At 71.0% G+C, this 25,020-nt stretch carries 24 protein-coding genes; 10 read left to right on the top strand and 14 right to left on the bottom strand.

Translation table 11 applies throughout. The features are described from left to right. Positions 1-45: 45 nt before the first annotated feature. The 7 genes from EXU48_RS03315 to EXU48_RS03285 all read right to left on the bottom strand — a co-directional run bounded on the left by EXU48_RS03315 (position 46) and on the right by EXU48_RS03285 (position 9,046). A complete protein-coding gene (locus EXU48_RS03315; protein ID WP_133106180.1) occupies positions 46-1,344 on the bottom strand; it encodes an alpha-L-fucosidase in 1,299 nt (432 codons plus the stop codon). 183 nt (positions 1,345-1,527) lie between these two features. Next, the gene (gene valS, locus EXU48_RS03310) at positions 1,528-4,218 is read right to left on the bottom strand and encodes a valine--tRNA ligase (protein WP_133106179.1); all 2,691 of its coding nucleotides are present in this window, start codon (positions 4,216-4,218) and stop codon (positions 1,528-1,530) included. A gap of 55 nt (positions 4,219-4,273) precedes the next feature. Continuing rightward, complete coding sequence (locus tag EXU48_RS03305; RefSeq protein WP_133106178.1) at positions 4,274-4,666, bottom strand: VOC family protein; 393 nt, start codon at positions 4,664-4,666, stop codon at positions 4,274-4,276. A gap of 59 nt (positions 4,667-4,725) precedes the next feature. Further along, positions 4,726-5,544 (bottom strand): carbohydrate ABC transporter permease, encoded by an 819-nt coding sequence (locus EXU48_RS03300; RefSeq protein ID WP_133106177.1) that lies wholly within the window; start codon positions 5,542-5,544, stop codon positions 4,726-4,728. Beyond that, a complete protein-coding gene (locus EXU48_RS03295; protein WP_133106176.1) occupies positions 5,541-6,410 on the bottom strand; it encodes a carbohydrate ABC transporter permease in 870 nt (289 codons plus the stop codon). Before EXU48_RS03295 ends, EXU48_RS03300 begins: the two co-directional genes overlap by 4 nt. Before the next feature lie 62 nt (positions 6,411-6,472). Next, a complete protein-coding gene (locus EXU48_RS03290; RefSeq protein ID WP_133106175.1) occupies positions 6,473-7,840 on the bottom strand; it encodes an extracellular solute-binding protein in 1,368 nt (455 codons plus the stop codon). A gap of 27 nt (positions 7,841-7,867) precedes the next feature. After that, complete coding sequence (locus EXU48_RS03285) at positions 7,868-9,046, bottom strand: carbohydrate kinase family protein (protein ID WP_165962670.1); 1,179 nt, start codon at positions 9,044-9,046, stop codon at positions 7,868-7,870. Between the two features lie 40 nt (positions 9,047-9,086). On the opposite strand from EXU48_RS03285, the gene EXU48_RS03280 reads away from it, so the two are divergent. Then, positions 9,087-10,427 (top strand): family 4 glycosyl hydrolase, encoded by a 1,341-nt coding sequence (locus tag EXU48_RS03280; protein WP_133106173.1) that lies wholly within the window; start codon positions 9,087-9,089, stop codon positions 10,425-10,427. Between the two features lie 81 nt (positions 10,428-10,508). Next, positions 10,509-11,465 (top strand): hypothetical protein, encoded by a 957-nt coding sequence (locus tag EXU48_RS03275; RefSeq protein WP_133106172.1) that lies wholly within the window; start codon positions 10,509-10,511, stop codon positions 11,463-11,465. A gap of 51 nt (positions 11,466-11,516) precedes the next feature. Here the strand turns inward: EXU48_RS03275 and rpmG are convergent, their stop codons facing one another. Continuing rightward, the gene (gene rpmG / locus EXU48_RS03270; RefSeq protein ID WP_133106171.1) at positions 11,517-11,687 is read right to left on the bottom strand and encodes a 50S ribosomal protein L33; all 171 of its coding nucleotides are present in this window, start codon (positions 11,685-11,687) and stop codon (positions 11,517-11,519) included. Between the two features lie 128 nt (positions 11,688-11,815). Here rpmG and EXU48_RS03265 point away from each other — a divergent pair, with 128 nt between their 5' ends. The 3 genes from EXU48_RS03265 (at position 11,816) to EXU48_RS03255 (ending at position 14,159) form a co-directional block, all read left to right on the top strand. Continuing rightward, entirely contained in the window at positions 11,816-12,814 is a 999-nt protein-coding gene (locus EXU48_RS03265; protein WP_133106170.1) for a TIGR03557 family F420-dependent LLM class oxidoreductase, read from the top strand. Then, positions 12,815-13,549, top strand: coding sequence for a coenzyme F420-0:L-glutamate ligase (cofE, locus tag EXU48_RS03260; protein ID WP_133106169.1), 735 nt, complete (start codon positions 12,815-12,817; stop codon positions 13,547-13,549). A gap of 70 nt (positions 13,550-13,619) precedes the next feature. Next, positions 13,620-14,159: an MOSC domain-containing protein gene (locus tag EXU48_RS03255; RefSeq protein ID WP_133106168.1), complete on the top strand. Its 540-nt coding sequence runs from the start codon at positions 13,620-13,622 to the stop codon at positions 14,157-14,159. 18 nt (positions 14,160-14,177) lie between these two features. Here the strand turns inward: EXU48_RS03255 and EXU48_RS03250 are convergent, their stop codons facing one another. The 6 genes from EXU48_RS03250 to EXU48_RS03225 form a co-directional block, all read right to left on the bottom strand. Then, positions 14,178-15,464 (bottom strand): phospholipase D-like domain-containing protein, encoded by a 1,287-nt coding sequence (locus EXU48_RS03250; protein ID WP_207947614.1) that lies wholly within the window; start codon positions 15,462-15,464, stop codon positions 14,178-14,180. Between the two features lie 10 nt (positions 15,465-15,474). Further along, positions 15,475-16,332, bottom strand: coding sequence for an ABC transporter ATP-binding protein (locus tag EXU48_RS03245; protein ID WP_133106167.1), 858 nt, complete (start codon positions 16,330-16,332; stop codon positions 15,475-15,477). After that, the gene (locus EXU48_RS03240; protein WP_133106166.1) at positions 16,329-17,513 is read right to left on the bottom strand and encodes a putative F420-0 ABC transporter permease subunit; all 1,185 of its coding nucleotides are present in this window, start codon (positions 17,511-17,513) and stop codon (positions 16,329-16,331) included. Before EXU48_RS03240 ends, EXU48_RS03245 begins: the two co-directional genes overlap by 4 nt. Beyond that, positions 17,510-18,535 carry a putative F420-0 ABC transporter substrate-binding protein gene (locus EXU48_RS03235; RefSeq protein WP_133106165.1) on the bottom strand — a complete coding sequence of 342 codons (1,026 nt, stop codon included), beginning with the start codon at positions 18,533-18,535 and terminating at the stop codon, positions 17,510-17,512. The genes EXU48_RS03240 and EXU48_RS03235 overlap by 4 nt, the downstream gene beginning before the upstream one ends. 247 nt (positions 18,536-18,782) lie before the next feature. Next, the gene (locus tag EXU48_RS03230; protein ID WP_133106164.1) at positions 18,783-19,622 is read right to left on the bottom strand and encodes a hypothetical protein; all 840 of its coding nucleotides are present in this window, start codon (positions 19,620-19,622) and stop codon (positions 18,783-18,785) included. Continuing rightward, positions 19,619-20,161, bottom strand: a complete 543-nt coding sequence (locus EXU48_RS03225) for an RNA polymerase sigma factor (RefSeq protein ID WP_133106163.1) — start codon at positions 20,159-20,161, stop codon at positions 19,619-19,621. The genes EXU48_RS03230 and EXU48_RS03225 overlap by 4 nt, the downstream gene beginning before the upstream one ends. 137 nt (positions 20,162-20,298) lie before the next feature. Between EXU48_RS03225 and EXU48_RS03220 the strand changes: the two genes are divergently transcribed. From EXU48_RS03220 to hydA, 5 genes are all read left to right on the top strand, one after another. After that, a complete protein-coding gene (locus EXU48_RS03220) occupies positions 20,299-21,024 on the top strand; it encodes a hypothetical protein (RefSeq protein ID WP_133106162.1) in 726 nt (241 codons plus the stop codon). Positions 21,025-21,111: 87 nt separating this feature from the next. After that, the gene (locus EXU48_RS03215) at positions 21,112-21,897 is read left to right on the top strand and encodes an SDR family oxidoreductase (protein ID WP_133106161.1); all 786 of its coding nucleotides are present in this window, start codon (positions 21,112-21,114) and stop codon (positions 21,895-21,897) included. A 70-nt stretch (positions 21,898-21,967) separates the two neighbouring features. Next, the gene (locus tag EXU48_RS03210; protein ID WP_133106160.1) at positions 21,968-22,438 is read left to right on the top strand and encodes a hypothetical protein; all 471 of its coding nucleotides are present in this window, start codon (positions 21,968-21,970) and stop codon (positions 22,436-22,438) included. Positions 22,439-22,714: 276 nt separating this feature from the next. Beyond that, complete coding sequence (locus EXU48_RS03205) at positions 22,715-23,563, top strand: nitrilase-related carbon-nitrogen hydrolase (RefSeq protein WP_133106159.1); 849 nt, start codon at positions 22,715-22,717, stop codon at positions 23,561-23,563. A gap of 29 nt (positions 23,564-23,592) precedes the next feature. Then, positions 23,593-25,014 carry a dihydropyrimidinase gene (gene hydA / locus EXU48_RS03200; protein WP_133106158.1) on the top strand — a complete coding sequence of 474 codons (1,422 nt, stop codon included), beginning with the start codon at positions 23,593-23,595 and terminating at the stop codon, positions 25,012-25,014. Positions 25,015-25,020: the final 6 nt, after the last annotated feature.

The following is a 25,020-nucleotide window of genomic DNA, read 5'->3' as shown; positions in this document are numbered from 1 at the left end:
GTGCTTGGAGCTGTGATCAGGATGAGGCGCGCACGCGCGCCGGACTCAGCCGGCCGCCGTCGGACCCAGAAACAGTTCCACCACGGGAACCGCCACGTCCGGACGTCGCACCGGCAGCGTCAACGTCAGGGTGCCGGGTGCCGGCCCGTCCGGAGTGGTGTTCCAGCCGGCCTGGTCCGGATCGATCTCGGAGTAGGCCACCTCGGAGGCGTCATGCAGGAACTGGGCGTACCTGACCTTCCCGGCGAGCCCCGGCAGGTGCACGTGCCCGAACGGCCACGCGAACAGGTGCAGGTAGAGCCGGTCACCGGCACGGGTGTAGCGGGCATCCGGCGGGGGAACCAGGTCGGTGGCCCCGGCCCCGCGGATCGCGCGGGCGTGGGTGTCCATCCAGGCACCGATCCCGGCGAGGGACTCGACGGCCCGCGGGTCCAGGTCGCCCCGCCCGGTCGGCCCGACGTTCAGCAGCAGGTTGCCGTCCTTGGCGACGCCGTCGATCAGCATCCGCACCAGCAGGTCGGGGGCCTTGTAGTCGTGGTTGTCCCGGTCGTAGCCCCAGGACCCGTTCAGCGTCTGGCACGCCTCCCAGACGACCGGCGCCCCGTCGCGCTCCATCGGGCCGGTCGGCTGGTACTGCTCCGGGGTGATCAGGTCGCCGGGGATGCCGAGCCGGTCGTTGACGATGATGTCCGGCTGCAACTCGCGGACCAGCGCGAGCAGATTCTCGGCATCCCAGTCCGCGGCGCCCTTGCCGGGCAGGTCCGAGCCACCGAACGCGTCCGGGTAGGAGAAGTCGAAGAACAGGTAGTCGACCCGCCCGTAACCGGTCAGCAGTTCGCGGACCTGTCCGTGCAGGTACTCGCGATAGCGCCCCATGTCCCGCCCCGCGTTCTGAGCGGCCACGTCGGCGTCGTCACGACGCGGGTGGGCGCCGTCGATGGTGAAGTCCGGGTGATGCCAGTCGATGAGCGAGTGGTAGAAGCCGACCCGCAGCCCTTCGGCGCGGACCGCCTCGACGAACTCGGCGACGGCGTCCCGCCCGAACGGCGTGTTCGTCGCCTTGTACTCGGTGAGGGCGGAGTCCCACAGGCAGAACCCCTCATGGTGCTTCGTGGTCAGCACCACGTACTCCATGCCCGCAGCCTTCGCGGCCCTGGCCCAGGCACGCGGGTCGTAGCGGTCCGCCTCGAATCGGGTCGCGTACCGCTCGTAGTCGGCCAGCGGGGTCCGCTCACGGTTCATCACCCACTCGTGCCGGGCGGCCAGGGAGTACAGCCCCCAGTGGACGAACATGCCGAACCGGGCGTGGGTCAGCCACGCGTGCGCAGGATTCACGGGCGCCATTCAACCCGATCCTGGGTGCCCGCGCTACGAGCGCGCGGTCTTGCGGCGCAACGGGCGGTGGCGCCGCAGAATGACACCCTCGCGGGTGTGGTGGCTGCGCGGCCCGGGGGTTACTCCGGCGAGCGTGCAGTCCTGCGGCGCAACGGCCGGATGCGCCGCAGGACCGCGCCCTCACGAGCGGGACTACCGCTTCGGCTCGGCAGGCAGGAGGTCCCCGGCGACGGTGACGCCCACGGTGTCCGGGCCGGCCTCCGCTGCGACCAGGGTGAGTTCCCCGGCCACACCCCCGGCGGCGCGAAGATCCGGCAGCACGGCCAGGACCCGGTCGTGCTGCGCCGCGTCCAGGGTCAGCTCGGCCGAGGCGAACTTCGTCCGCTGGGACACCTTGGCCTCGGACTTCACCTTGCGCAGTGCGGCCAGGGCGGCGCCGGCCACGGCGACCAACTCGGGGTCGCCATCACCGGCGGCCTCGCGCAGCACGTCGGAGGTGGGCCAGGCGGCGCGGTGCACCGAACCGTCCCGCCACCACGACCAGACCTCCTCGGTGGCGTACGGCAGCACCGGGGCGAACAGGCGCAGGATTACGTCCAGGGCGAGCCACAGGGCCGCTCGGGCGGAGGCCACCGCATCCGGGTCCATGCCCTCGCGGCCGTACGCCCGGTCCTTGACCAGCTCCAGGTAGTCGTCGCAGAACGTCCAGAAGAACGTCTCGGACACCTCCAGGGCCCGGGTGTGGTCGTAGGACTCGAGCGACTCGGTGGCGGTGTCCACGACGTCCGCGAGCGCGCGCAGGACGGCCCGGTCGATCGGCTCCGTGACCGCGGCCGGGTCCAGCGTCACGGGGGAGTCCCCGGCGAACGAGAGAGCGAACTTCGAGGCGTTCAGGATCTTGATCGCGAGCCGGCGCCCGATCTTCATCTGGGTGGGCCGCTGCGGATCGAACGAGGCGTCGGTGCCGAGCCGGGCGGAGGCCGACCAGTACCGCACCGCATCGGAACCGTGCTCGACCAGCAGCCCCATCGGGGTCACCACGTTGCCCTTGGACTTCGACATCTTCTTGCGGTCCGGGTCCAGGATCCAGCCGGAGATCGCGGCATGCTGCCAGGGCAGGGTGTCGAACTCCAGGTGCGAGCGGACCACGGTCGAGAACAGCCAGGTCCGGATGATGTCCTGCCCCTGCGGGCGCACATCCATCGGGAACACCCGGCCGAACAGGTCCTCGTCCTCCAGCCAGCCGCCGGCGATCTGCGGGCTCAGCGAGGACGTCGCCCAGGTGTCCATGATGTCCGGGTCGCCCACGAAGCCGCCCGGCACGCCGCGCTGGTCCTCGGTGTACCCGGCGGGCACGTGCGAGGACGGGTCCACCGGCAGGGTCGCCTCGGCCGGGACGATCGGGTGGTCGTGGTCGACCTCGCCGTCCGCGCCGACCGGGTACCAGAGTGGGATCGCCACGCCGAAGAACCGCTGTCGGGAGACCAACCAGTCCCCGTTCAGGCCGCTGACCCAGTTCGCGTACCGCACCCGCATGAACTCGGGGTTGAAGTCGAGCTCGGCACCGCGGGCGAGCAGTTCGCCGCGCAGGTCCCGCCCCGGCGCCTCACGGCCACCGTTGCGGATGTACCACTGCCGGGAGGTGACGATCTCGAGCGGCTTGTCGCCCTTCTCGAAGAAGTTCGCCTTGCGCTGGGTGGCCACGGGCTCGCCGACCAGGTCGCCGCTGGAGCGCAACGCATCGACGACGGCGGCGCGTGCCGAGAACGTCGTCTTGCCGCCGATCTCGGCGTACGTCGCGCGGCCCGCCTCGGTGGTGAGCCAGTCCGGGATCTCTGGCACCAGGCGTCCGTCCCGGGCGATGACCGGCCGGGTGGGCAGCTGCAGCTCACGCCACCAGGTCACGTCAGTGAGGTCACCGAACGTGCAGCACATCGCGATCCCGGCGCCCTTGTCCGGCTCGGCGGCCGGGTGCGCGAGCACCGGCAGTTCCACACCGAACAGCGGGGAGGTCACGGTGGTGCCGAACAGGTGGGTGTACCGCTCGTCGTCCGGGTGCGCGATCAGTGCCACACAGGCCGGGAGCAACTCGGGGCGAGTGGTCTCGATGATCACGCGCTCGCCGTCGGGGGTATGGAACGTGATCTTGTGGAAGTGGCCCGGGTAGTCCCGTGCCTCCAGCTCTGCCTGCGCGACCGCCGTCTGAAACGTCACGTCCCACAGTCCGGGCGCCGCCGCCTGGTACGCCTCGCCACGTGCGAGGTTGCGCAGGAACGCGGTCTGCGCGACCCTCTGGGCCCGCGCGCCGATGGTCTGGTAGTGCTGCGACCAGTCCACGCTCAGCCCGAGATGGCGCCACAGCTTCTCGAACTGCTGCTCGTCCTCGGCCGTGAGCCGCTCGCACAGTTCCACGAAGTTGCGCCGGGAGATGGGCTGCTGGTCCGCGGCCTTCACGGACTTGCCGTCGCCGCCGTCGTGCGGGGGAGTGAAGTTCTCCACGTACGGCAGCGACGGGTCGCACCGCACCCCGTAGTAGTTCTGCACCCGGCGCTCGGTGGGCAGGCCGTTGTCGTCCCAGCCCATCGGGTAGAACACCTCGCGCCCGCGCATCCGCTGGAACCGGGCCACCACGTCGGTGTGCGTGTAGGAGAACACGTGACCGATGTGCAGCGAGCCGGACACAGTGGGCGGCGGGGTGTCGATCGAGTACACCTGTTCGCGGGTCGCGGAGCGGTCGAACGCGTACGTCTGCTCCTGCGCCCAGGTCGCACCCCACCGGTCCTCCAGACCCTCAAGGGAGGGCTTGTCCGGTACCTGCGCGACCGGGCGGATGGCCTCGGTCGGAGCTGGTGCGGGACGGGTGGAGGAGGCGCTGGAAGTCATGGTTCCAGATCATCCCAGATCGCGGGGGCGCGACCGAATCGAATTCGGGTGAGCCTCACCCGCCCTTCCGTGCGCTCTGGTACAGGCCGATCAGGTTGCCTTCGGTGTCGGTGATGTAGGCGGTGAAACCCATGTCCTGACCGATCTCGGTCTTGCCGAGCACGGTCGCGCCGCCGGCGGCACCCACCTTCTCCAGGGTGGCGTCGATGTCCGTCGTGTCGATCGTGATCACCGGCTTGTCGATCGGGCCCTCGCGCTGCATCATGCCGCCACCGATGTAGCCGGGCTCGGTGGGCCCCTGGTCGGGCGAGCTCGGGCCGGTGGCGACGAAGGAGTAGTCGAAGCCGGAGACGGTCTCGATCTGCCAGCCGAAGATGTCGCGGTAGAAGCCGCGGGCCCGGTCACCGTCGTCGAACGGGATCTCGAAGTGCACCACACGACCGGTCATGGGGGACCACCTCCATCTCGGGGCCGCGCCGTCGCGGCCGGGGTCCCAGATTACGTCCGCTACTCGCGCACGGCACCCTCCAGCATGCCCCGGATGAAGTGCCGCTGCGCGAACAGGTACACGATGACCACGGGCAGCGCCACCAGCACCGCGGCCGCGGCCAGCAGCGCGGTCGCCTGCACGTGCTGGCCCTTGAAGATCGCCAGGGCCAGCGGCGCCGTGCGGAAGTCCCCGTTCGGGCTCATCACCAGCGGGATCAGGAACTCGTTCCAGGTCCACATGAACGCCAGGACGGTCAGCGTCATCACGGCCGGCCGGCCGATCGGCACCAGGATCGACCACAGCACCCGGCGCGGGCTCGCCCCGTCGAGGGTGGCGGCCTCGATCAGCGAGGGTGGGCTGGTGCGGAAGTACGCGCGCATCCAGTAGGTGCCGAACGCGATCGACTGGGCGATCTGCGGCAGCGCCACCGCCCACAGGGTGTTCGTCAGGCCGACCTCGCGCAGGTCGTAGAACAGCGGCACCACGATCGCCTCGGCCGGCACCATGATGCCGAGCAGGAACAGGTAGAAGAGCACCCGGGACCCGCCGAACCTCATGGTGCCGAACGCGAACCCGGACAGGATGGACGCGATCACGGCCACCGACACCACGGTCACGGCCACCAGCACGGAGGTGCGCAGGTACCGGGAGAACTCACCCTCGCTCCAGGCGTCCACGAAGTTGCCCGGGTGCAGGCCAGCGAGCCCGGCGGACTCGGCGCCGGACTGCGGTGAGAGGGCCGCGGCCAGCACCGTCACGATCGGGGCGAGCGCGAACGCGGCGAACACGATGAGGATCACGTAGTTGACGGCGCGCTCGGCGGCGGAGGTGCTCATTCCTCCCGCCCTTCGGCGATCCGGTTCACGATCACGTTCAGCACGAAGATGATCGCGGTCAGGGCGATGGCGATCGCGGCCGCCGAGCCCACCGCGCCCTCCCGGAACGCCCGCTGGAACACCTCGTAGGCGGGCACCGTGGTCGAGTTGCCCGGACCGCCGCCGGTGGTCACGTAGACCAGGTCGAACGTCTTCAGGGCGGCCACGATCGTCAGGGTCAGCGCCACCGCGATCTCCCCGCGCACACTCGGCAGCGTGATCGCGAAGAACTCCCGGACCGCACCCGCGCCGTCGAGTCGGGCCGCCTCGAAGAGGTCCCGCGGAACCCGGCCCATTCCGGCGAGCAGCAGCACCGTCACCAGCCCGGTCTGCACCCAGGTGCCCACCATGCCCACCGCCGGCAGGGTCCAGGTGTAGTCACCGAGCCAGGTGCGGGTGAGCTCGTCGAGCCCGACGGCGCGCAGCGCCGTGTTCAGGGTGCCGTTCGGTGCGTAGATCTGCCGCCAGGCGACGGCCACGACGACCATCGCGAGCACCTGGGGCAGGAACACCACGGTCCGGAACAGCCCCAGGCCCCGCACCTGGCCCCGGTTCAGGATCGCCGCGATCACGAGGCCGAGCCCCAGCGGCAGCACGCTGAAGAAGAGGATCAGCACGAGCGCGTGCCCGAACGCGGCCCGAAGCACCTCGTCGGTGAACAGCTCGACGTAGTTGTCGAACCCGACGAACTCCGAGGCCCCCAGCCCGTCCCAGGAGAACAGCGAGAACTGCGCCGACCGCACCAGCGGGTAGAGCAGGAAGGTGCCGAAGAGCAGCAGGGCGGGAGTCAGGTACAGGTACGGCAGGTAGCGGCGCTGGTGCCTCATCGCTCACCCACCCCCGGTACCCGGCCCACCGCCGTCGGTCCCGGCAACCTGTTCAAACCCGCTCAGCCCTGCTCGACGAACGCGCTGTAGTCGTCCTCGAGCGCCTGCGTGAACTGCGCCGGGTCGGTCTGGCCCGCGATCAGGTCCTGCAGCGCCGCGCCGATCGTGTCGCCCATGGTCGGGGTCGCCCAGTCCAGGTAGGGCAGCAGGTGCCCGTTCTCGCTGACGTCGCCGAACGCGGCGAAGATGTCCGCGTTCACGCCGGACTCCGGAGCCAGCTCGGCGGTCCGGTTCACGGGCATGTTGCCGGTCTCGGCGAGGATCGCCATCGCGTCGTCACTGGTGATGAAGTCGATGTACCCGGCCGCGGCGTCGGCGTTCGCGCTCGCCTCGGTCACCGCGAACGGCAGTCCGGTCGCGCCGGTGGTGGCCCGCTGGCCCCCGGTCTCCGCGGGCGGCGGCGACATGAAGCCGACGTCCTCACCCATGGCCGCCTCGAGGTCCGCCGCGAGCCAGGACCCGCCGATCAGGAACGTGCCGGTGCCCTCGCCGAACGTGGCCCAGGCGGCGTCGTAGTCGGTGCCGTTGGGGCCCTCGTTGAAGTAGCCGGAGTCGACCCAGGACTGCAGTTCGGCGGCCGCGGCCTCGTTCTCGGGGGTCAGCCAGGACGCGCCGGCGTTGCCCTGCCCGAGTGCGGCGATCTGGTCGGCGGGCACGTGCTGGCCCTGGATCGGGCCGAACACGTGCACGGCCGGCCAGCCGTCCAGGTTGCCGAGCTGGATCGGCACCTGACCGGCGGCATGCGCAGTCGCCAGCGCCGCCGTGAAGTCCGCCCACGTGCCCTCGCGCAGGGCCGCTTCGTCGATCCCGGCGGCGCTCAGCGCCGTCCGCGAGTAGAACACCCCGACGATCTCACCGACCTGCGGTAGTCCGTAGATGTTGCCCTCGCCGAACGTCACGCCGTCCGCGGAATAGGTCGACGCCGCCAGCACCGACGGGGGGTACCGGTCGGCCCAGCCGTACTCGTCCGCGTAGGGGGTCAGGTCCCGGAGCAGGCCGGCGCCGACGAACGCGCCCATGGTGCCGCGCGAGTTGTTCGCCTGCACCACGTCCGGGGCGTCGTCGGCGGTGATGGCGCCGCGCAGCGTGGTCTCCAGGTCGTCGAAGGACTGTGAGGTCCGCTCGATCGTGATGTTCGGGTACGCCTCCATGAACGCGTCGTTGAGCCGTTCCATCTGCTCGTTCTGGCCGCCGCGGGTCTCCTGGTCCCAGACGGTCAGGGTGACGTCCCCGAGGGCGGCGAGATCGGTGGAGACCTCCCGGTCCTCGGGCTCCGTCGGGTCGCCGGCGCCCGAGCCGGGCGCGCAGGCGGCGAGCAGCACGCCGGCGGCGAGCACCGCCGTCGAGATCTTCAGGGTCTTGAGGTTCATGGTCGTCCTTGCGTTCGGGGGGTGTGATCAGCGGGTCGACGGCGGAGCGTCAGGTCGTGGGGGCGGCGGCGGATAGCGCAGCGAGGGTTGGGCGACGGGTTCGTCGATGGCCACATCCGCGTCGGAGAACCGGGCGATGGTGGCCTCGGCGCGGCGTACCCGCCGGGTGTCGACCCCCTGCAGGCAGTCGTCCATGAAGCCGTAGTGCGTCACGGTCTCCCGGGAGTTCGGGTCACCGGCGCCCGCGGCCTCCTTGGTCAGGCGCCACCAGTCGGTGAGGTCGCCCCAGCCGGGTGCGGCCAGGGAGCCACCGAACTGCTGAACGGCCAGCGCCGAGCACAGCACCCCGAACCGCAGCCGCTTGAGCAGCGGCCAGCCGCGCAGGGTGCCGAGCACCAGCGCCGCGGCGAACACGTCGCCGGCGCCGGTCGGGTCGATCGCCCCGACGCGCAGTGACGGCGCCGCGGCCCGTTCGCCGGTGGAGGAGTCGATGGCGATCACTCCGCGCGACCCGCGGGTGACCACGGCGAGCGGCACGTGTTCGGCGAGCGCCACCAGGGCGGCCTCCGGGGTGTCGGTGCGGGTGTAGCCCATGGCCTCGTCGGCGTTCGGGGTGAACGCGTGGCAGTGCGCGAGGTCGGTGAGGATCTGCGGGTCCCACCGCTGCTCCGGGTCCCAGCCGGCGTCGGCGAACACCAGCGCGCCGTCGGCGGCCGCGTCGCGCCACCAGGAGGCCTTCCGCACCTCGCGGTCACCGAGGTCCGCGAGGACCGCGCGGGTGCGCGGCGGCGGCGACAGCAGGTCGGTGATCGGCTCGGGGGCGGGGTGCCCGTGGGTGACCATCGAGCGGTCGTCGTCGAGAGCGAGGGAGACCGTGACCGGGGTGTGCCAGCCGTGGAAGCGACGGGACCGGCTCAGGTCCACATGCTCCTGGTCGCGCAGGACCGACCACATCCAGTCGCCGTACAGGTCGTCGCCGAAACCGGCGGCAAGGCCGGTGCGCAGGCCCAGTCGGGCCGTGGCCACGGCCAGGTTCGCGATGCCCCCCGGTGAGGACCCCATGCCCTCCGTCCAGACCTCGGTGCCCGGCGCGGGTGCGTTCGGGAACCCGGTGAAGACCAGGTCGAAGAACACCGTCCCGGCGAGCAGCACGTCGAGCGTGGGGGTGACGGGGGCGGGGCCGGGCGGACGAGTGGGGTAAATCATGGTGAGTAGCGAGTCTGCCATGGTGGGCTACGTTGCGGACATGAGAATTGCCATCCTCGGCGGCGGGGGGTTCCGGGTGCCGCTGGTCTACTCGGCGCTGGCCCGCGCCCACGATCGCGTGGACACCACCGAGGTGGTGCTGCAGGACACCGACGCCTCGCGGCTGCGCACCATGGCGGCCGTCCTGGACGGCCTGGCCGCCGATCTGCCGCACGCGCCCAGGGTGAGCCTCGCGCCCGACCTTGACTCCGCCGTCGACGGCATCGACGTCGTGTTCAGTGCGATCAGGGTGGGCGGCACGCACGGCCGCACCGTCGACGAGCGGGTCGCCCTCGACCTCGGGCTGCTCGGCCAGGAGACGATCGGCGCCGGTGGTCTCGCCTACGCCCTGCGCACGGTGCCGGTCATGGACCACGTCGCCGCCCGCATCGCGGCACTCGCGCCGCAGGCCTGGACCATCAATTTCACGAACCCCGCGGGCATCATCACCGAGGCGATGCGCACCCACCTCGGGGACCGGGTCATCGGCATCTGCGACACCCCGATCGGACTGGTCCGGCGGGTGGCCCGCACGCTCGGCGTGGCCCTCGACCGGACGGTGGTCGACTACGTCGGGCTGAATCACCTCGGCTGGCTGCACTCGCTGGTGGTCGACGGGGTCGACCGCCTTCCCGAACTGCTCGCCGACGACGGGTTGCTCGCCTCGATCGAGGAGGCGCGCACCCTCGGCCCGGAGTGGGTCCGCGCGCTCGGCGCGATCCCGAACGAATACCTCTACTACTACTACTACGCCCGGGAGGCGGCGGCTCGGATCTCCCGCGCCGAGCAGACCCGCGGGGAGTTCCTCGACGCGCAGCAGTCGACGTTCTACGCCCGGGCGGGCACCGGGGCCGGTTCGGCCCGTGCGGCCTGGGACCAGACCCTGCACGAACGGGAGGCCACGTACATGGCCGAGGCCCGCGACGGCGAACGGGAGCAGGCGGACGTGGAGGGCGGCGGCTATCACGAGGTGGCCGTTGACCTGATGGCCGCCCTGCGCTCGGGTGAGCGGGCCTCGATGATCCTGGACGTCGCGAACAAGGGCATCATCCCGACGTTGCCCGACGACGCCGTGATCGAGGTGCCCTGCCGGGTGGACTCCGCGGGAGTGCACCCGATGACGCCGCCGACGCCGCTGAGCCTGGACGAACTGGGCCTGGTCACCGCCGTCAAGGCGGCCGACCGGCAACTCATCGAGGCCGCTCGCACCGGCTCGCGCGAGCTCGCCTGGCGCGCGTTCGGGACCCACCCGCTCGTGGACTCGGTGGACCTGGCCCGCCGGCTCGTGGACGGCTACCTGGCCGCCAGCCCGCAGATCGCGGCGGTCCTGCACGCGGCGTGAGTCATCCCACAGGTTGGTGTCATTCCTCCGCGGCCATGGCACACTCGGAATCGCCGGGGGGCGGCGCCACGGGCGCGGGGGATGAATCAGCAGACCGAGGGGATGTCTATGGCGGGAGTGTCGCGGGTGCGCCGCGCCGTCGTCGGGCTGACCCTCGTGGCCGGTCTGACGCTCGCGGGCTGCGCCGCCGAGCGCACCCTCCCGCCGGAGGAACCGGTCCCGTCCTCCCCCCAGCCGACCACGCCCGAACCCGGCAGCACCGACCACCAACCGGGGGACCCGCCGCCGGCCACGACACCGGGCGGTACTGAGGCTCCGGGTGGGAGCCCCACGCCGCCGGATGATTCCGGCCCGTCGGACCCCAGCGACCCGGCCACCACGACGACACCGGAGCCGTCCACCGCCGATCCCGGCGTGACGCCGTCGCCGGACCCCACCTCGGCGGAGCCGACCACGTCACCGTCCCCGGAGCCCTCCGACCCGCCCACCGACCCTGGGGTCACGCCCGAGCCCACGCCACCGACGCTGCTGCGCCCGCCGCCGGGTTACACCCGGACCGCGGGCGCGGTGACCGAGGACGGCTGGGAGGAGGTCCTGGTCGGCCAGTGCACGTACCTGACCCGGGCGAGTGCGGGCGGGGAGCCCGTCAACCCGCGTGAGGCCGGTGATGCTCGCGACCTGTCGGCCACCACGCTCACGGGCCATCAGGCCGCGGACGGGGCCACCGGAGCCACCGCGGCCGCCGACCTCGCCCTCTACAACGGGCCTTCGTCCGAGACGGCCGAGGAGGACCGGACCAACCTGCTGATGTCCGGCTGGACCAACACGGACGGCGCCGAGGTCCGCGGAGCGGCCCGCACCGAGGTGATGCTGGACCACTGGGGCACCGCCTACCTGGACACCACCGAGTTGCGGTTCGTCTGCCCGGACGGGGCGTTCGACGAGACCGGCTGGGCCGCGCTCTGGCCGCAGGTGCGGGTCGCCAACCCGGCCCAGGAACTCCCGGGGGAGTGGACCGAAGGGGTCGCCGGGGACTGATTCCTCGGGCCGGGGCCTGACTCCTCCACCGCGGCGGGCGACCCGGCGGCCTCAGCGCGCCTCGCGGAACTCCACGTGCCGCCGCACCCGCGGGTCGTACTTGCTCAGCACAATCCGGTCGGGGTCGTTGCGCCGACTCTTCTCCGATACGTACTGATAGCCGGTCCCCGCCGTCGATCGCAATGTGATCTTCGGCCGGACGCTCCTGCTGGTCGAGGCCATCGACACTTCTCCTTCTGCGCGGTCTCACCGCACCACTGAGCCGGCGATCCGCCGGCACCACGAACAACCACTCTCGGGTGAGAAGCATTCCCGATAAGCGTCCCGGTGTGCCCATTAGGCTCGCGTCCATGACGTTGACCATCGGCTACGCGGCGATGCTCGAGCAGTTCCACCCGAGGGAGGTGCTCTCCTACGCCACACAGGCGGAGGCACACGGGTTCTCCGGGGTGATGGCGGCCGACCACTACCAGCCGTGGGTGCCGGCGCAGGGGCAGGCGTCGTTCGTCTGGAACGTGCTGGCGGCGCTGGGGGAGCGGACCGCCGGGGACCTCGGTCCCGGCGTGAGTGCGCCGACGTTCCGGTGGCATCCGGCGATGGTGGCGCAGGCGAGCGCGACGCTGGCGGCGATGTACCCGGGTCGGCACTGGCTCGGCATCGGCTCCGGGGAGGCGATCAACGAGCACATCGTCGGTGGCTACTGGCCGGAGGCGCCGGAGCGGATCAACCGGATGTTCGAGGCCGTGGACCTCATCGCGCGGCTGTTCTCGAACTCACTGGCCGGCCGGGACTACAAGCATTCCGGCGAGTTCTTCAAACTCGAGTCGACCCGGCTGTGGACCATGCCCGAGGTCGCGCCGGAGATCCTGATCGCCGCGGGTGGGCCGGTGACCGCGCGCCGCGCCGGAAAGCATGCGGACGGCCTGATCACGATCGGTGCACCGGTGGACAAGGTGGCTACCCTGCTCGCGCGGTTCGCCGCCGGCGCGAAGGAGGCCGGCCGGGATCCGGCGTCGATGACGAAGGTGGTCCGGCTGCACCTGTCCTGGGCCGAGACCGACGAGGTGGCCCTCGCGAACGCGATGACCCAGTGGCCGAACGGGGCGATGCGGTTCCCGAAGGCGGACATCCGCTCACCGTTCGAGTTCGCCCAGGTCGCGAAGATGGTGCGACCGGAGGACTTCGAGGGCCGGATGGTGGTCTCCGCGGACCCGGAGGTGCACCTGCGTGCGATCCAGGCCTACGCGGACCTAGGATTCGACCGTATCTATCTGCACAACGTCGGCCGGAACCAGACCGAATGGATCGAGACCTTCGGCCGCGACGTCCTGCCCAAGGTGGTCCGCTGAATGCTGCTCGTCCAAGCGCCCGACGGCGTCGGTGAGGTCACGTCCGGAACGGACCTGGCCGCCTTGCTCACCCCGCTGCTCGCCGCCCTGACCTGGCCCGACGGCTCGACCGGGCCGGCCGAGGGGGACATCATCGTGATCGCCTCCAAGATCGTCGCCAAGGCGGAGGGCCGCCTGGTGGCCGGCAAGGACCGCGAGGCCGCGATCACCGCCGAGACGGTGCGGGTGGTGGCCACCCGCGAGTACCCGGACGGGTCCACGCTACGGATCGTGGAGAACAAGCAGGGCCTGGTGATGGCCGCCGCCGGGGTGGACGCCTCGAACGTGCTGCCCGGTACCGTGCTGCTGTTGCCGGAGGACCCGGACGCCTCAGCCCGCCGGATCCGGCGCGGCCTGAACGCCCGGCTCGGGGTTCGGCCCGGGGTGCTGGTCACCGACACCGTGGGTCGCCCGTGGCGGCGCGGCATCGCCGACATCTCGATCGGCGCGGCCGGCCTGAACGTGCTGGAGGACCTGCGCGGCCAGCAGGACATGCAGGGCCGGGACCTGCGGGCCAGCGTGATCGCCGTCGCCGACGAGATCGCCGGGGCCGCGGACCTGGTCCGCGGCAAGGCGAAGGGACGCCCGTTCGCCGTGGTCCGCGGCCTCGGGCACCTGGTCACCCAGGAGGACGGTGACGGCGCCGCCGTCGCGATCCGCCCGCCCGAGGAGGACATGTTCCGCACCGGCAACTGACCGTTCCACCACGCGGGCTTCGCGACCAGGCACGGGCCGAGTCCGCCGACCCGCCGAGGATCACCACCCCATGAGCGCACGAGTCGATTCGGTCCACGTCAGCCCGACCCACACCTTCAGCAAGTCCACCACCCCGCAGATCGAACTCGTCGAGGGCGTCGGCGTCCGAGGGGATGCCCACGCGGGTACCACGGTGAGACACCGGAGCCGGGTGGCCGCCAACCCCAGTCAGCCGAACCTGCGTCAGGTGCACCTGATCCACGCCGAACTCCTCGAGGAGCTCGGCATGACGGGGCACCGCGTCGGGCCCGGGCAGCTGGGCGAGAACATCACCACGGTGGGGATCGACCTGCTCGACCTGCCCGTCGGCGCCCGGCTGCACATCGCGGACGCGGTCGTCATCGTGACCGGGCTGCGGAACCCGTGCCAGCAGATCAACGACTTCCAGCCCGGACTGCTCAAGAAGGTGCTCCGCAAGGACGACTCCGGGCAGGTGCACAAGCTCGCCGGGGTCATGGGTGTCGTGGCGCGCAGCGGCACCGTCCGGCCGGGGGAAGCGATCGCCGTCGAACTGCCACCGGAGCCCCACTACGCCCTCACGGGCGTCTAGACCGAGGTGGGCTCCGGGCTAGAGCAGCGGCCCGAACGGCTTGGTCAGGTACTCCAGGACCCGCGTCCCCCGGCTCCGTCCGGTCCACTCCTCGTGCGTGAGCTGGCGGGCGTTGGTCAGGTCGGTGGTGAACACGCGCTCCATCTGCGCGGCGAGGTCGTCGTCGTAGAACTCGAGGTTCACCTCGAAGTTCCCGGTCATCGACATCCGGTCGATGTTCGTGGTGCCGATCGTGGACCAGCGACCGTCCACGGTCATGGTCTTGGCGTGCACCATGGCGCCCTTGAACAGCCACAGGGTGACCCCGGCCTCCAGCAGGCGGGTGTAGTAGGTCCGTGCGGCCCAGTCCGCGAGGACGTGGTTGGAGACCTCCGGGATGAGCACCCGCACGTCGACGCCCCGCCGCGCGGCCGCGATCAGGGTGGCCAGGATCTCCCGGTCCGGGATGAAGTACGCCTGCGTGATGTACACGTGGGACTCGGCCCGGTCGATCGCCTCCAGGTAGAGGCCGCGGACCGGGAACAACAACCGGCTCGGTTCGTTCTGGGCGGCACGGATCCGGGGCTCCCAGCCGTGCGCCCCGGTGTCCGGCAGCTCCGGGTGGAACGAGCGGCGGTGGTCGTTCCAGAAGTCGACGAAGGCGTTCTGCAGCTCCCAGACCGACGGCCCCTCGACGCGTACGTGGGTGTCGCGCCATTGGGTGCGGTACAGCGACCCGATGTTGTACCCGCCGACGTAGCCGGTCTCGCCGTCCACCACGAGCATCTTGCGGTGGTCGAGGCCGGTCTTGCGCACATTCAGGGTGAGGAAGCCGCCGCGGAACAGCGGGAACCGGAGCGCGTGCAGTGTGGGTAGGTCCGGCATCCGGTAGAAGCGCGGATCGACCACCAGGTTCCCGAACGTGTCCCAGATGAGGTACACGTCCACGCCCCGCCGGGCGGCGGCGATGAGTGCGTCCTTGAACTGGTGCCCGACCTCGTCGGCCTTCCAGATGTAGGTCTCGAACAGGATCGTGTGCTTAGCGTTGTTGATCGAGTCGAGCATCGCGTCGAACACGTCCGCACCGAAGGTGTAGGTGGTCACCTCGGAGTCCGCCACCGGCACGGTGCCCGGTGGGGTGCGGGGGAACTCGCCCGCCAGCGGGGTCCGACGCTTACGGATGTGGTCGACGGTCATGACGGTGACGGCCGCCCCGAGGTGGGCCGCCACGGTGGCCGCGAGCCACCATCGGGCGGCCGTGCTCAGGGTCTTCACGCTCGGGCGGGGGATGTCGAGGCGCCAGCGCCGTCCGTCGCTCAAGGGCATGGTGCCCAACCTACCGTCGCAAGGACTCCGCCAGCATCGCCCGATGGTGGTGAGCCGTACCCTCGCCGCGCAGTGGTGAGAACACCAGAGCGGCCCCGTGTTCGCCGTCGACCCATTCGGCGTGCACGCCGTACACGGCGGCGATGAGCCCGGGGGTGAGCACCTCCCGCGGGGGCCCGGCGGCGACCACCAGGCCCTCGTGCAGTACCAGGACGTCGTCGCAGACCGCGGCGGCGTGGGCGAGGTCATGGATGGCCATCAGTACGCCGGTGCCGGCGGCGGCCACCTCCCGGACCAGCGTCAGTGCCTGCAGCTGGGCGGCGACATCGAGGTGGTTCGTCGGTTCGTCGAGGAGGAGCACCCGCGGTGTCTGGGCCAGGGCCCGGGCCATCTGGACCCGCTGCTTCTCCCCACCGGACAGCGTCGCGTAGGCCCGGTCCGCCAGCTCCAGCGCACCCGCGCGTCGGAGCGTGGACTCGACCAGGTCCAGGTCCGTGGCACTGTCGCCGGAGAACACCGGCCGGTGGGGGGTCCGGCCGAGGAGCACCACGTCCCGGACCGGTAGGTCCACCTCGGCGTGCGCCTCCTGCTCGACGAATGCCACCTGGCGGGCCCGCTCGCGCCGGCCCACCCGGGCCACGTCCCGGCCGAGCAGGTGCACGTGACCGCTCGAGGGCACCAGGGCGCCCACGATCAGCCGCAGCAGCGTCGACTTCCCGGAGCCGTTCGGCCCGAGCACCCCGGTGATCTGCCCGGCGCGCACGCTCACGTCCACGCCGCCGAGGATCTCGGCCGCGTTGATCCGGTACCGCAACTCGCTCGCCCACAGGTCCGCGACGGTCACCGTCGCGTCCGGTGCGCCGCTCATGCGGTCCTCCTCGAGCGGACCAGCAGCCACGCGAACACCGGGGCACCGATCGCGGCGGTGAGGATGCCGACCGGGACCTCCTGGGGTGCGAACACGGTCCGTGCCGCGGTGTCGGCCCAGATCAGGAACGTGGCCCCGCCGAACGCCGCGACCGGGAGCAGGCGGAGGTGTCGCCCACCGATCAGGAGCCGGACCACGTGCGGCAGGACGAGCCCGACGAAACCGATCGCTCCGCTGACGCTGACCAGGGCGCCGGTGAGCAGTGCCGTGAGCGTCAGCAGCACCCACCGGGTCCGCACCACGTGCACGCCGAGGGAGGCGGCGGACGTGTCCCCGAACGCGAACGCATCCAGCGTGCGCCCGAACCCGAGCAGCACGACGCCGATCACGACGGTCGCGATCCCGGCGATCGCGACGGAGGCCCAGGTCCGGCCCGCCAGTGACCCCATCAGCCAGTTGATGATCTCCCGGTAGGCGTCGCCGCGGGCGCCGGCGAAGATCGTGAAGGACACGAGTGCCGAGCAGGCCTGGGCCACCGCGATCCCGGCCAGCACGGTCCGGTTCGGGCTGAGCCGCCCGCCGAGCCCGGCCAGGGCGAGGGTGGCGCCGAGGGCGAGCAGCGCCCCACCGAAGGCCGCGACGGGCAGGGCCAGACCGAGTCCGAGGAGCAGCACCGCGACCGCGCCGAGGGCGGCGCCGGAGGACACCCCCAGCAGGTACGGGTCCGCGAGCGGATTGCGGGTGATCGCCTGCATCACCCCGCCGCACAGGGCGAGCCCGGCACCCACGAACGCGCCGGTGGCGAGCCGGGGTGCGCGGCCGGACCAGATGATCGCGTCACGGATCTCGGTGAGTGGGTTGGGCGGCACGTCCACGCCGAGCCCGAGACCGTGCAGCCAGGCCAGGACGTGGTGCCATGCGGACCCGACGATCTCGGCGACGGTGATCTGCGCCGGACCGATCGTCAACGACACCAGGAGGGAGACGACCAGGACCGCGATCGCGGCCGGCAGCCAGAGCAGGATCCGGCCGGGCCGCCGGGGCGTGGCCCCGGGGCCCGGCCGGGGTACCGCAGGGTCGGGTCCGGCGGCCGCGGAGGTCGCGCCGGCCGGTCGAGCGGACGGCGCACCCGAACGGAGCTCCTGCGGCGCCCGAGCCGCCTCGACGTCGAGCCGGGTCATGAGCCGGGTCCCGACTCCAGCTGCGCCAGCTGGTCGGCGAGCTCGGTCGCGGCCGGGACGCTGCGCACCCCGGCCTCGGTGGCGGGGAAGTCCACGATCAGGTACCGCCCCTCCTGCACCGCGGGCAGCGCCGCGGTGGTCGGGTTCGCCTCCAGCTGGCCGATCTTGTACTCGGCCGTGTTCCAGGCGGAGTCGACCAGGATGATCAGGTCCGGCTCGGCGTCGGCGATCGCCTCCCAGGACAGCGAGGACCACGAGTCGTCGATGTCCGCGGCGATGTTCTCCACGCCGATCGCGTCCATCAGCATCTGGGGCGCGCCGATCCCGGCTCCGACGTACGGGGTGTCCGAGCCCGAGGAGTACCAGAGCGCACTCAGCCCGGAGTCCGACGGCGCCACGGCCGCCAGCTCCTCCTGCTGTGCGGCCACCAGGTCCGCGGCCGCGTCGGGGGCCCCGAGCAGGTCCCCGGCCTCGATGATGTCGGCGAACACGCCGTCGAATGTGAGTGGGTCCGGTTGGTAGCCCTCCTCGAGGCACGCCGCAGGACTCACATAGGTGGCCACGCCCAGGTCGGCCAGTGCGGTCCGGTCGCCGGCCGTCTCGGCGCTCAGGTTCGATTCCCAGCCCGCGTAGACCAGGTCCGGTTCGGTGGACAGCACCACCTCCGACGACGGCGCCTGCTCGGCGAGCACGGGAACGTCGGCTCCGGCGTCGGCCAGGTCGTCCGGGAGCGGACCGTCGGCGAACGCGGTCCCGACGAGCCGGTCGCCGAGGCCGAGCGCCAGGACCATCTCCGTCGGGGCCGACTTGATGGTGACGATGCGTTCCGGTGGCGCCTCCAGCGACACCTCCGTGCCGCAGTTGTCGACGGTCACCGGGTACCCGACCTCGGCCTGAACGGTCGACTCCTGCGGCACGGCGCCGGGCGGGTCCGGTGCGGCGCCGCCCGAGCAGGCGGCCAGGGCGAGGACGAGGGGCAACGCCGCGGCCGGGCGCGCGGCGACGGGACGAGCATGGGACATGGGCAGGCTCCAGCGCGGGTGGGATCTCGGGGATGCGCAAAGGACCCGCCGGCCAGATCGGGCCGGTCAAACTCGGGGCACAGTCAGCCCCGGTGTCCGTGGTCTCCCACCCTACAACGGGAGCCGGCCGCGCCCCCGCGCGGCCGGCCCCGTGGGGCGCCGGATGGCCCTCCCCACTCCGGTGCCCGGACCTGCACGATCGGCGTGCCGACCGGGCCGTCCAAGACTTGTTCGGTTGTGTTCCGACTCAGTCGGTGTCCTCCGGATCGCCGGTGTCGTCCGAGCTGCCCGGCACCGCGGCGACCTCCCGGGTGGTGCCGTCGCTCGTGGTCACGGTCAGATCGGTGGTCAGGTCCACGTCGCCCGGGAACCACACGGCCCACCAGCCGTCGGCGAGCGAGGCGTGGGCGAAGCTGCCGGCCACAGCGTTCACATCGATGCCCGTCACGTCCGCACCGGCGGTTCCGACCAGGTAGGTGATGGCGTCCTCCTCGGAACTCACACTCCAGTCGATGCTCGAGTTCAGCACGACAACGTCGGACGCGGCCGGGGGCGTCAGCGCATCCGCCGGCAGGACCTCCCCCTGCGCGGTGATGCGGTCCGGTTCGATGAGACAGACGCTGTACGCGCTCTCCCCCTCGGCGCCGACCCCCGAGGACACCGCGAACGTGTAGTCGCCGCGCTCCTCGGCCAGATTCATGGTGAGCGGAATGTCGGTCATGTCGGTGGGGTCCTCGGGCGGGCCCTGCATGACCTCCACCGTCGGGCATTCGACGGCGCGCTCGGCAGCCACCGGGGCGGTGAGTTCCGTCGGGGTCGGCGTCCAGGAGGCGTACGCGGGCGGCTGGGCCGGATTCGCGACCGTGTAGACGGCGGCGCCGAGAAGGATCGTGGCCGCCGCTCCGACCACGACCCGTCGGGTGGTCCGTGGCACCGGCCTCGGCGCGAGGTCCGGCATCTCCGCAGGAGCGTCCGCGATCGCCAACCGGACCCGCGCCAGAAGGGCGTCGCTGTCCACCGGGTCCGGGTTCGCCTGCGGGTCAAGCTGCTGCACGGCACGCAGCAGCGTCGAGTTGTTGTCGCTCATGACTGGCTCCCCTGCGCCTGTCGCCGCGGACCCGAACGCGAGGATCCGGTCCCGGTGCGCTCCAACAGATGGAGGAGGCGTCTGCGCGCCCGGAACAGGCGCACGGCGAACGCGCTCTTGGTGCACCCCAGCACCGTCGCGGCCTCGCTGTTGCTGAGGTCATCCCACGCGGTCAGCGCGATGACCTCCTGCTCGGAGTCGGTCAACAGGTTCCAGGCGGTGACCAGGTCCGCCCGGCTGGCGATCGCCACCGAGAGGTCCGGCTGCGCCTCCGGCGGCTCCTGCTCGAGCCGGATCCGCAACGCCTGCTGCCGACCGTCCGCGCGCAGGTAGTTCCGGATCGAATTCCGGGCGACGCCGAACAACCACGGTCGCGCTTCCATCGGCACCTCCTCGATCCGTCGCCATGTGACCACGAACGTCTCGGCCAGGATGTCCTCCGCGACGTTCGGCGAGGTCCGACGGCGGATGAAGGCCAACAGCTCACGGTGGTGAGTCCAGTACAACGACTCGAACCGCTCCTCCGGCGTGGCCTTCATCCACCCTCTCCCCGTCCCCTACAACCTGATATGTCCGGCACCCCTGGGGTGATTACACACGTGATCTGTGTCACGATCGTGGTGGCACGAGACAACTGGAACCAACCCCGGTCGAGAGACCGGCGAAGGGGGAGTACGTGAGTACCTCACGAATGAGGGCCACCGCTGCCGCGGTCGCCGGTGCAGCGGCCCTGCTGGCGGGGGTGCTCCTGGTGGCGCCGGCCTCGGCCGATGCCGAGCCGTTGGAGCCCGAGGCCGCAGGCCAGCCGGCGGCCGACGCGACCGACGCCGAGTGGTATGCGTGGTCCGAGGCCGAACGCGCGACCGCCCGTGCCACCGACTGGGCGGCGGACGCGGCCCAGCGCGGCTGCACCCTGCTCTCGGTGGAGATCACCGACACCACCATGCCAGAGGTCGCCGCCCAGATCGGCGCACCGGCGGACGTGTTGCTGCCCGTTGTCGACCGTCGTGAGGACTGCGCACCGGCGCGCACCACGACCTTCGGCTCCACCACCCAGGGTCTGGCGACGGCCCAGGCGCACACCCAGCGATTCGGCGCGACCGGCGCCGACTGCTCCACGACGAGCGGCCCCGGTTCGCTCTGCGTGTACCGCAGCGGCAACTACGTGGTGAGCAGCTTCGCCTACTACGGCGGCGGCAGCATCTCCGGATACATGAGCATCTACAAGAGCTGCGGGTCCTCCCCGAAGCTCGTCAGCAGTGGCGTGTCCGGATACACCTACGGCGTGCAGCGCAGCGTGAGCGTGTACTCGGGAGCCAGCACGAACTACAGCGCCCGGTTCTGGCGTTACGTCGGGCTCGGCCACTACACGAATTGGGGCAGCGCCTGCGGCTACCTCTGACCCCGGGGACCGCGGCCGCCTGCATCCATCCAGTCCATCCAATGGACGGTGCTACCGGTCGGCCGGGGCCGGTAGCACCATGACGCCATGAGCCAGCCACCCACCACGGGACCCGACGCGCCGATCGTGCGGCGCGCGGTCGTCACCGGCGCATCCACCGGCATCGGTGCCGCGACGGTGCGCTCCCTGCGGACGGCGGGGTACGCCGTCGTCGCCACCGCCCGCCGGTCCGACCGGCTGGCGGCGCTGGCCGCCGAGACCGGTGCCGAGTACGTCGTCGCCGACCTCACCCGCGACGAGGACGTGGCTGCCCTGGCGAAGGCCGTCGCCGAGGGCGGACGGCTCGACGCCCTCGTGAACAACGCCGGCGGCGCCCGTGGCGCCGATCCGGTCGAGTCCGGATCGGTGGCGGACTGGGAGGAGATGTTCCGGATCAACGTCTCCTCGACCCTGCGGGTCACGCAGGCGCTGCTGCCGCAGCTGCGGGCCGACGGAGGCGGGGACATCCTGCTGCTCACCTCCACCGCGGCGCACGGCACCTATCCCGGCGGCGCCGGGTACGTGGCCGCCAAGCACGCCGAGCGGGTGCTCGGGAACACCCTCCGCCTGGAACTGAACGGCGAGCCGATCCGGGTGATCGAGGTCGCCCCGGGAATGGTGCGCACGGAGGAGTTCGCGGTGAACCGGCTCGGCGACCCGGCCCGGGCCGCGGCCGTCTACGACGGCGTCGCGAACCCGTTGCTCGCCGAGGACGTCGCGGATGCGATCACCTGGACTCTGACCCGGCCGCGGCACGTCAACATCGACTCGCTCACGATTCGGCCCGTCGCGCAGGCCTCGAACACGCAGGTGGCCCGCGGCGTCGGGCTCTGAGCCGGCACGAGCCGAGAGCCACCGAGCGACGGGCGGCCGAAGCCCCGAAACCCCAAATCGAGGAGTGTCCATGACCCGCTCGATCACGCAGGTCAGCGCGCCACGGACGGTGACCTTCCTCGGGTGGGCGGCCGCGGGCGCCCTGCTCGTGTCCTGCACTGCTGCGCCCGAGCCGCAGGCAACGCCACCGGATGCGATCGAGTGCGCCGCGAAGTACCGGCCCCAGGCCGGCTCTGACGTTGGTGAGGAGAGCCGCACGCTCGTCGTCCCGAGGATCGGCGGGGCGAGTGGACCCGAGGTCCTGGATTTCGCGACCATGACACTGGCCGCCCGGTACATCGGTGATGCGCCGGAGGGTCGCAGCATCGACATCGTCGTCGAGGCGGCGAACGGGACGAGGTTGACGTCCACGCTGTTCCAGCTCGACGAGGACGAGAGTCAGGTCAGCGTGGAGTTCGTCGGAGGACATGGTTTCACCGGGCTGCACTACGTGCAGCATGACGGCGCCGAGCTGCAGTACACCTGCGCGCCCGTCGGCTGACTCCTACCGTCGGCGCCAAGGTGCCGGGTCGGCGATGGACGATTCCTCCGGTCCGCCCGGAGGGTAGGCATCGGGGGCTCACGGATCGGTACCCGCCCCGGCCGGAGGAAATTCGTGCCATGGTGACCTCCCTCGCGTTACGTTGGGGCTGGCACGACGGCGTGTCACATGCGAGACACCGAGTGAAATGCCGCCGTAACACGTACGTCAAAGAATGACCGGACACGTACCGGGCGCGGATCGATCGACCGCCCGCCCGGAGGATGGGAGAGCGGGATGACCGTCGTACGCGCTGCGATCACGCAGACGACCTGGACCGGTGACAAGGAGTCGATGGTCGCCAAGCACGAGCAGTTCGCCCGGGACGCGAAGGAACAGGGGGCGCAGATCATCTGCTTCCAGGAGCTGTTCTACGGCCCGTACTTCGGCATCACCGAGGATCCCAAGTACTACGCCTACGCCGAGCCGGCGGACGGGCCGATCGTGCAGCGCTTCGCCGCCCTCGCCAAGGAACTCGCCCTGGTGATGATCCTGCCCATCTACGAGGAGGAGCAGCCCGGCGTCTACTACAACACCGCCGTCGTGGTCGACGCCGACGGCACCATCCTCGGCTCCTACCGCAAGCACCACATCCCGAACCTCGACAAGTTCTGGGAGAAGTTCTACTTCCGGCCGGGCAACCTCGGCTACCCGGTGTTCGCCACCGCCGTCGGCCCGGTCGGGGTCTACATCTGCTACGACCGGCACTTTCCCGAGGGCTGGCGCGAGCTCGGCCTGAACGGCGCCCAGATCGTGTTCAACCCGAACGCCACCAAGCCGGGCCTGTCGAACCGGCTCTGGGAGATCGAACAGCCCGCCGCGGCTGCCGCGAACGGCTACTTCGTGGCCGCCCCGAACCGGGTCGGCACCGAGGACAACGAGTACGGGGACCTCGCCGTGACCTTCTACGGCTCCAGCCAGTTCGTGGACCCGCGCGGTAACCACATCGGGGACCTCGGCTCCGCCGAGCACGAGGAGGTGGTGATCCGCGACCTCGACCTGGACCTGATCCGCCAGGTGCGCAACGACTGGCAGTTCTACCGGGACCGCCGGCCCGAGTCCTACACCTCGATCCCCAAGCCCTGAACCGGATCCGGACCTGAGAGGAGCACCCCATGGCCACCACCCTGATCAGCGGAGGCACCGTCGTCTCCAGCACCGGTCGCCGCGAGTACGACGTGCTCATCGACGGCGAGCGCATCGTCGCACTGCTCGAGCCCGGCTCCACCGTGCTCGGCTCGGACCTGCGGACAACAGTGGACACCGTCATCGACGCGAGCGGCAAGTACGTCATCCCCGGCGGGATCGACGCGCACACCCACATGGAGATGCCGTTCGGCGGCACCTTCGCCTCGGACACGTTCGAGACCGGCACCCGGGCCGCGGCCTGGGGCGGCACCACCTCGATCGTGGACTTCGTGGTCCAGTACCCGGATCAGAACGTCCTGGACCAGTACCACCTCTGGCACGAGAAGGCTGCGGGCAACTGCGCCATCGACTACGGGTTCCATCAGATCCTCTCCGACGTGCAGGACTCCTCGCTGAGCGCCATGGACGAGCTCGTCAGCGAGGGCGTCACGAGTTTCAAGCTGTTCATGGCCTACAAGGGGGTGTTCCTCTCCGACGACGGCCAGATCCTTCGGGCGTTCCAGAAGGGGGCCGACAACGGCGCGATGATGATGATGCACGCCGAGAACGGCGCCATGATCGATGTGCTCGTGCAGCAACTGATCGCCGAGGGCAAGACCGACCCGTACTACCACGGGATCTCCCGCCCCTGGCAGGCCGAGGAGGAGGCCACCCACCGGGCGATCATGATCGCCGACGTCACCGGGGCGCCCCTGTATGTGGTGCACGTGTCCGCGAAGCAGGCCGTGGAGCAGATCATGTCCGCCCGGGACCGCGGCATGAACGTCTTCGGCGAGACCTGCCCGCAGTACCTGTACCTCTCGCTCGAGGAGCAGTTGGGTGCGCCCGGCTTCGAGGGTGCCAAGTGGGTCTGCTCCACGCCGCTGCGGGCCCGGGCCGAGGGCCATCAGGACCACATGTGGCGGAGCCTGCGCACGAACGACATCCAGATGGTCTCCACCGACCACTGCCCGTTCTGCATGAAGGACCAGAAGGACATGGGCGTCGGGGACTTCTCGAAGATCCCGAACGGCATCGGCTCGGTGGAGCACCGGATGGACCTGCTCTACCAGGGCGTGGTCGAGGGCCGGCTCAGCCTGGAACGGTGGGTCGAGATCACGTCCACCACCCCGGCGCGGATGTTCGGCATGTACGGGCGCAAGGGAGTCATCGAACCCGGTGCCGACGCGGACGTCGTGGTCTACGACCCGAACGGGCACACGTCCATCGGGCTCGGCAAGACCCACCACATGAACATGGACTACTCCGCATGGGAGGGCTTCGAGATCGACGGTCACGTGGACACGGTGCTCTCCCGGGGCACCGTGGTGGTCGACGACGGTGAGTACCGCGGGCGCGCGGGACACGGCCGGTACATCAAGCGCGGCCTGTCCCAGTACCTGATCTGACCGCGA

Source organism: Occultella glacieicola (genome assembly GCF_004353825.1).
In the GTDB taxonomy this organism is placed as follows: Bacteria; Actinomycetota; Actinomycetes; order Actinomycetales; family Beutenbergiaceae; genus Occultella; species Occultella glacieicola.
Note: the sequence above shows the minus strand (reverse complement) of the source record. Positions and strands in the feature narration are given on the sequence as shown.

Bases quoted from the DNA above. Each gene is read 5' to 3' on its own strand.
- EXU48_RS03265 (WP_133106170.1), top strand. From the start codon at position 11,816: ATGACGTTGACCATCGGCTACGCGGCGATGCTCGAGCAGTTCCACCCG.
- EXU48_RS03315 (WP_133106180.1), bottom strand. From the start codon at position 1,344: ATGGCGCCCGTGAATCCTGCGCACGCGTGGCTGACCCACGCCCGGTTC.
- EXU48_RS03305 (WP_133106178.1), bottom strand. From the start codon at position 4,666: ATGACCGGTCGTGTGGTGCACTTCGAGATCCCGTTCGACGACGGTGAC.
- EXU48_RS03280 (WP_133106173.1), top strand. From the start codon at position 9,087: ATGAGAATTGCCATCCTCGGCGGCGGGGGGTTCCGGGTGCCGCTGGTC.
- EXU48_RS03205 (WP_133106159.1), top strand. From the start codon at position 22,715: ATGACCGTCGTACGCGCTGCGATCACGCAGACGACCTGGACCGGTGAC.
- EXU48_RS03215 (WP_133106161.1), top strand. From the start codon at position 21,112: ATGAGCCAGCCACCCACCACGGGACCCGACGCGCCGATCGTGCGGCGC.
- EXU48_RS03230 (WP_133106164.1), bottom strand. From the start codon at position 19,622: ATGAGCGACAACAACTCGACGCTGCTGCGTGCCGTGCAGCAGCTTGAC.
- EXU48_RS03285 (WP_165962670.1), bottom strand. From the start codon at position 9,046: ATGATTTACCCCACTCGTCCGCCCGGCCCCGCCCCCGTCACCCCCACG.
- EXU48_RS03255 (WP_133106168.1), top strand. From the start codon at position 13,620: ATGAGCGCACGAGTCGATTCGGTCCACGTCAGCCCGACCCACACCTTC.
- EXU48_RS03295 (WP_133106176.1), bottom strand. From the start codon at position 6,410: ATGAGGCACCAGCGCCGCTACCTGCCGTACCTGTACCTGACTCCCGCC.
- EXU48_RS03240 (WP_133106166.1), bottom strand. From the start codon at position 17,513: ATGACCCGGCTCGACGTCGAGGCGGCTCGGGCGCCGCAGGAGCTCCGT.
- EXU48_RS03290 (WP_133106175.1), bottom strand. From the start codon at position 7,840: ATGAACCTCAAGACCCTGAAGATCTCGACGGCGGTGCTCGCCGCCGGC.
- EXU48_RS03250 (WP_207947614.1), bottom strand. From the start codon at position 15,464: ATGCCCTTGAGCGACGGACGGCGCTGGCGCCTCGACATCCCCCGCCCG.
- valS (WP_133106179.1), bottom strand. From the start codon at position 4,218: ATGACTTCCAGCGCCTCCTCCACCCGTCCCGCACCAGCTCCGACCGAG.
- EXU48_RS03210 (WP_133106160.1), top strand. From the start codon at position 21,968: ATGACCCGCTCGATCACGCAGGTCAGCGCGCCACGGACGGTGACCTTC.
- EXU48_RS03235 (WP_133106165.1), bottom strand. From the start codon at position 18,535: ATGTCCCATGCTCGTCCCGTCGCCGCGCGCCCGGCCGCGGCGTTGCCC.
- hydA (WP_133106158.1), top strand. From the start codon at position 23,593: ATGGCCACCACCCTGATCAGCGGAGGCACCGTCGTCTCCAGCACCGGT.
- rpmG (WP_133106171.1), bottom strand. From the start codon at position 11,687: ATGGCCTCGACCAGCAGGAGCGTCCGGCCGAAGATCACATTGCGATCG.
- EXU48_RS03225 (WP_133106163.1), bottom strand. From the start codon at position 20,161: ATGAAGGCCACGCCGGAGGAGCGGTTCGAGTCGTTGTACTGGACTCAC.
- EXU48_RS03245 (WP_133106167.1), bottom strand. From the start codon at position 16,332: ATGAGCGGCGCACCGGACGCGACGGTGACCGTCGCGGACCTGTGGGCG.
- EXU48_RS03300 (WP_133106177.1), bottom strand. From the start codon at position 5,544: ATGAGCACCTCCGCCGCCGAGCGCGCCGTCAACTACGTGATCCTCATC.
- EXU48_RS03275 (WP_133106172.1), top strand. From the start codon at position 10,509: ATGAATCAGCAGACCGAGGGGATGTCTATGGCGGGAGTGTCGCGGGTG.
- cofE (WP_133106169.1), top strand. From the start codon at position 12,815: ATGCTGCTCGTCCAAGCGCCCGACGGCGTCGGTGAGGTCACGTCCGGA.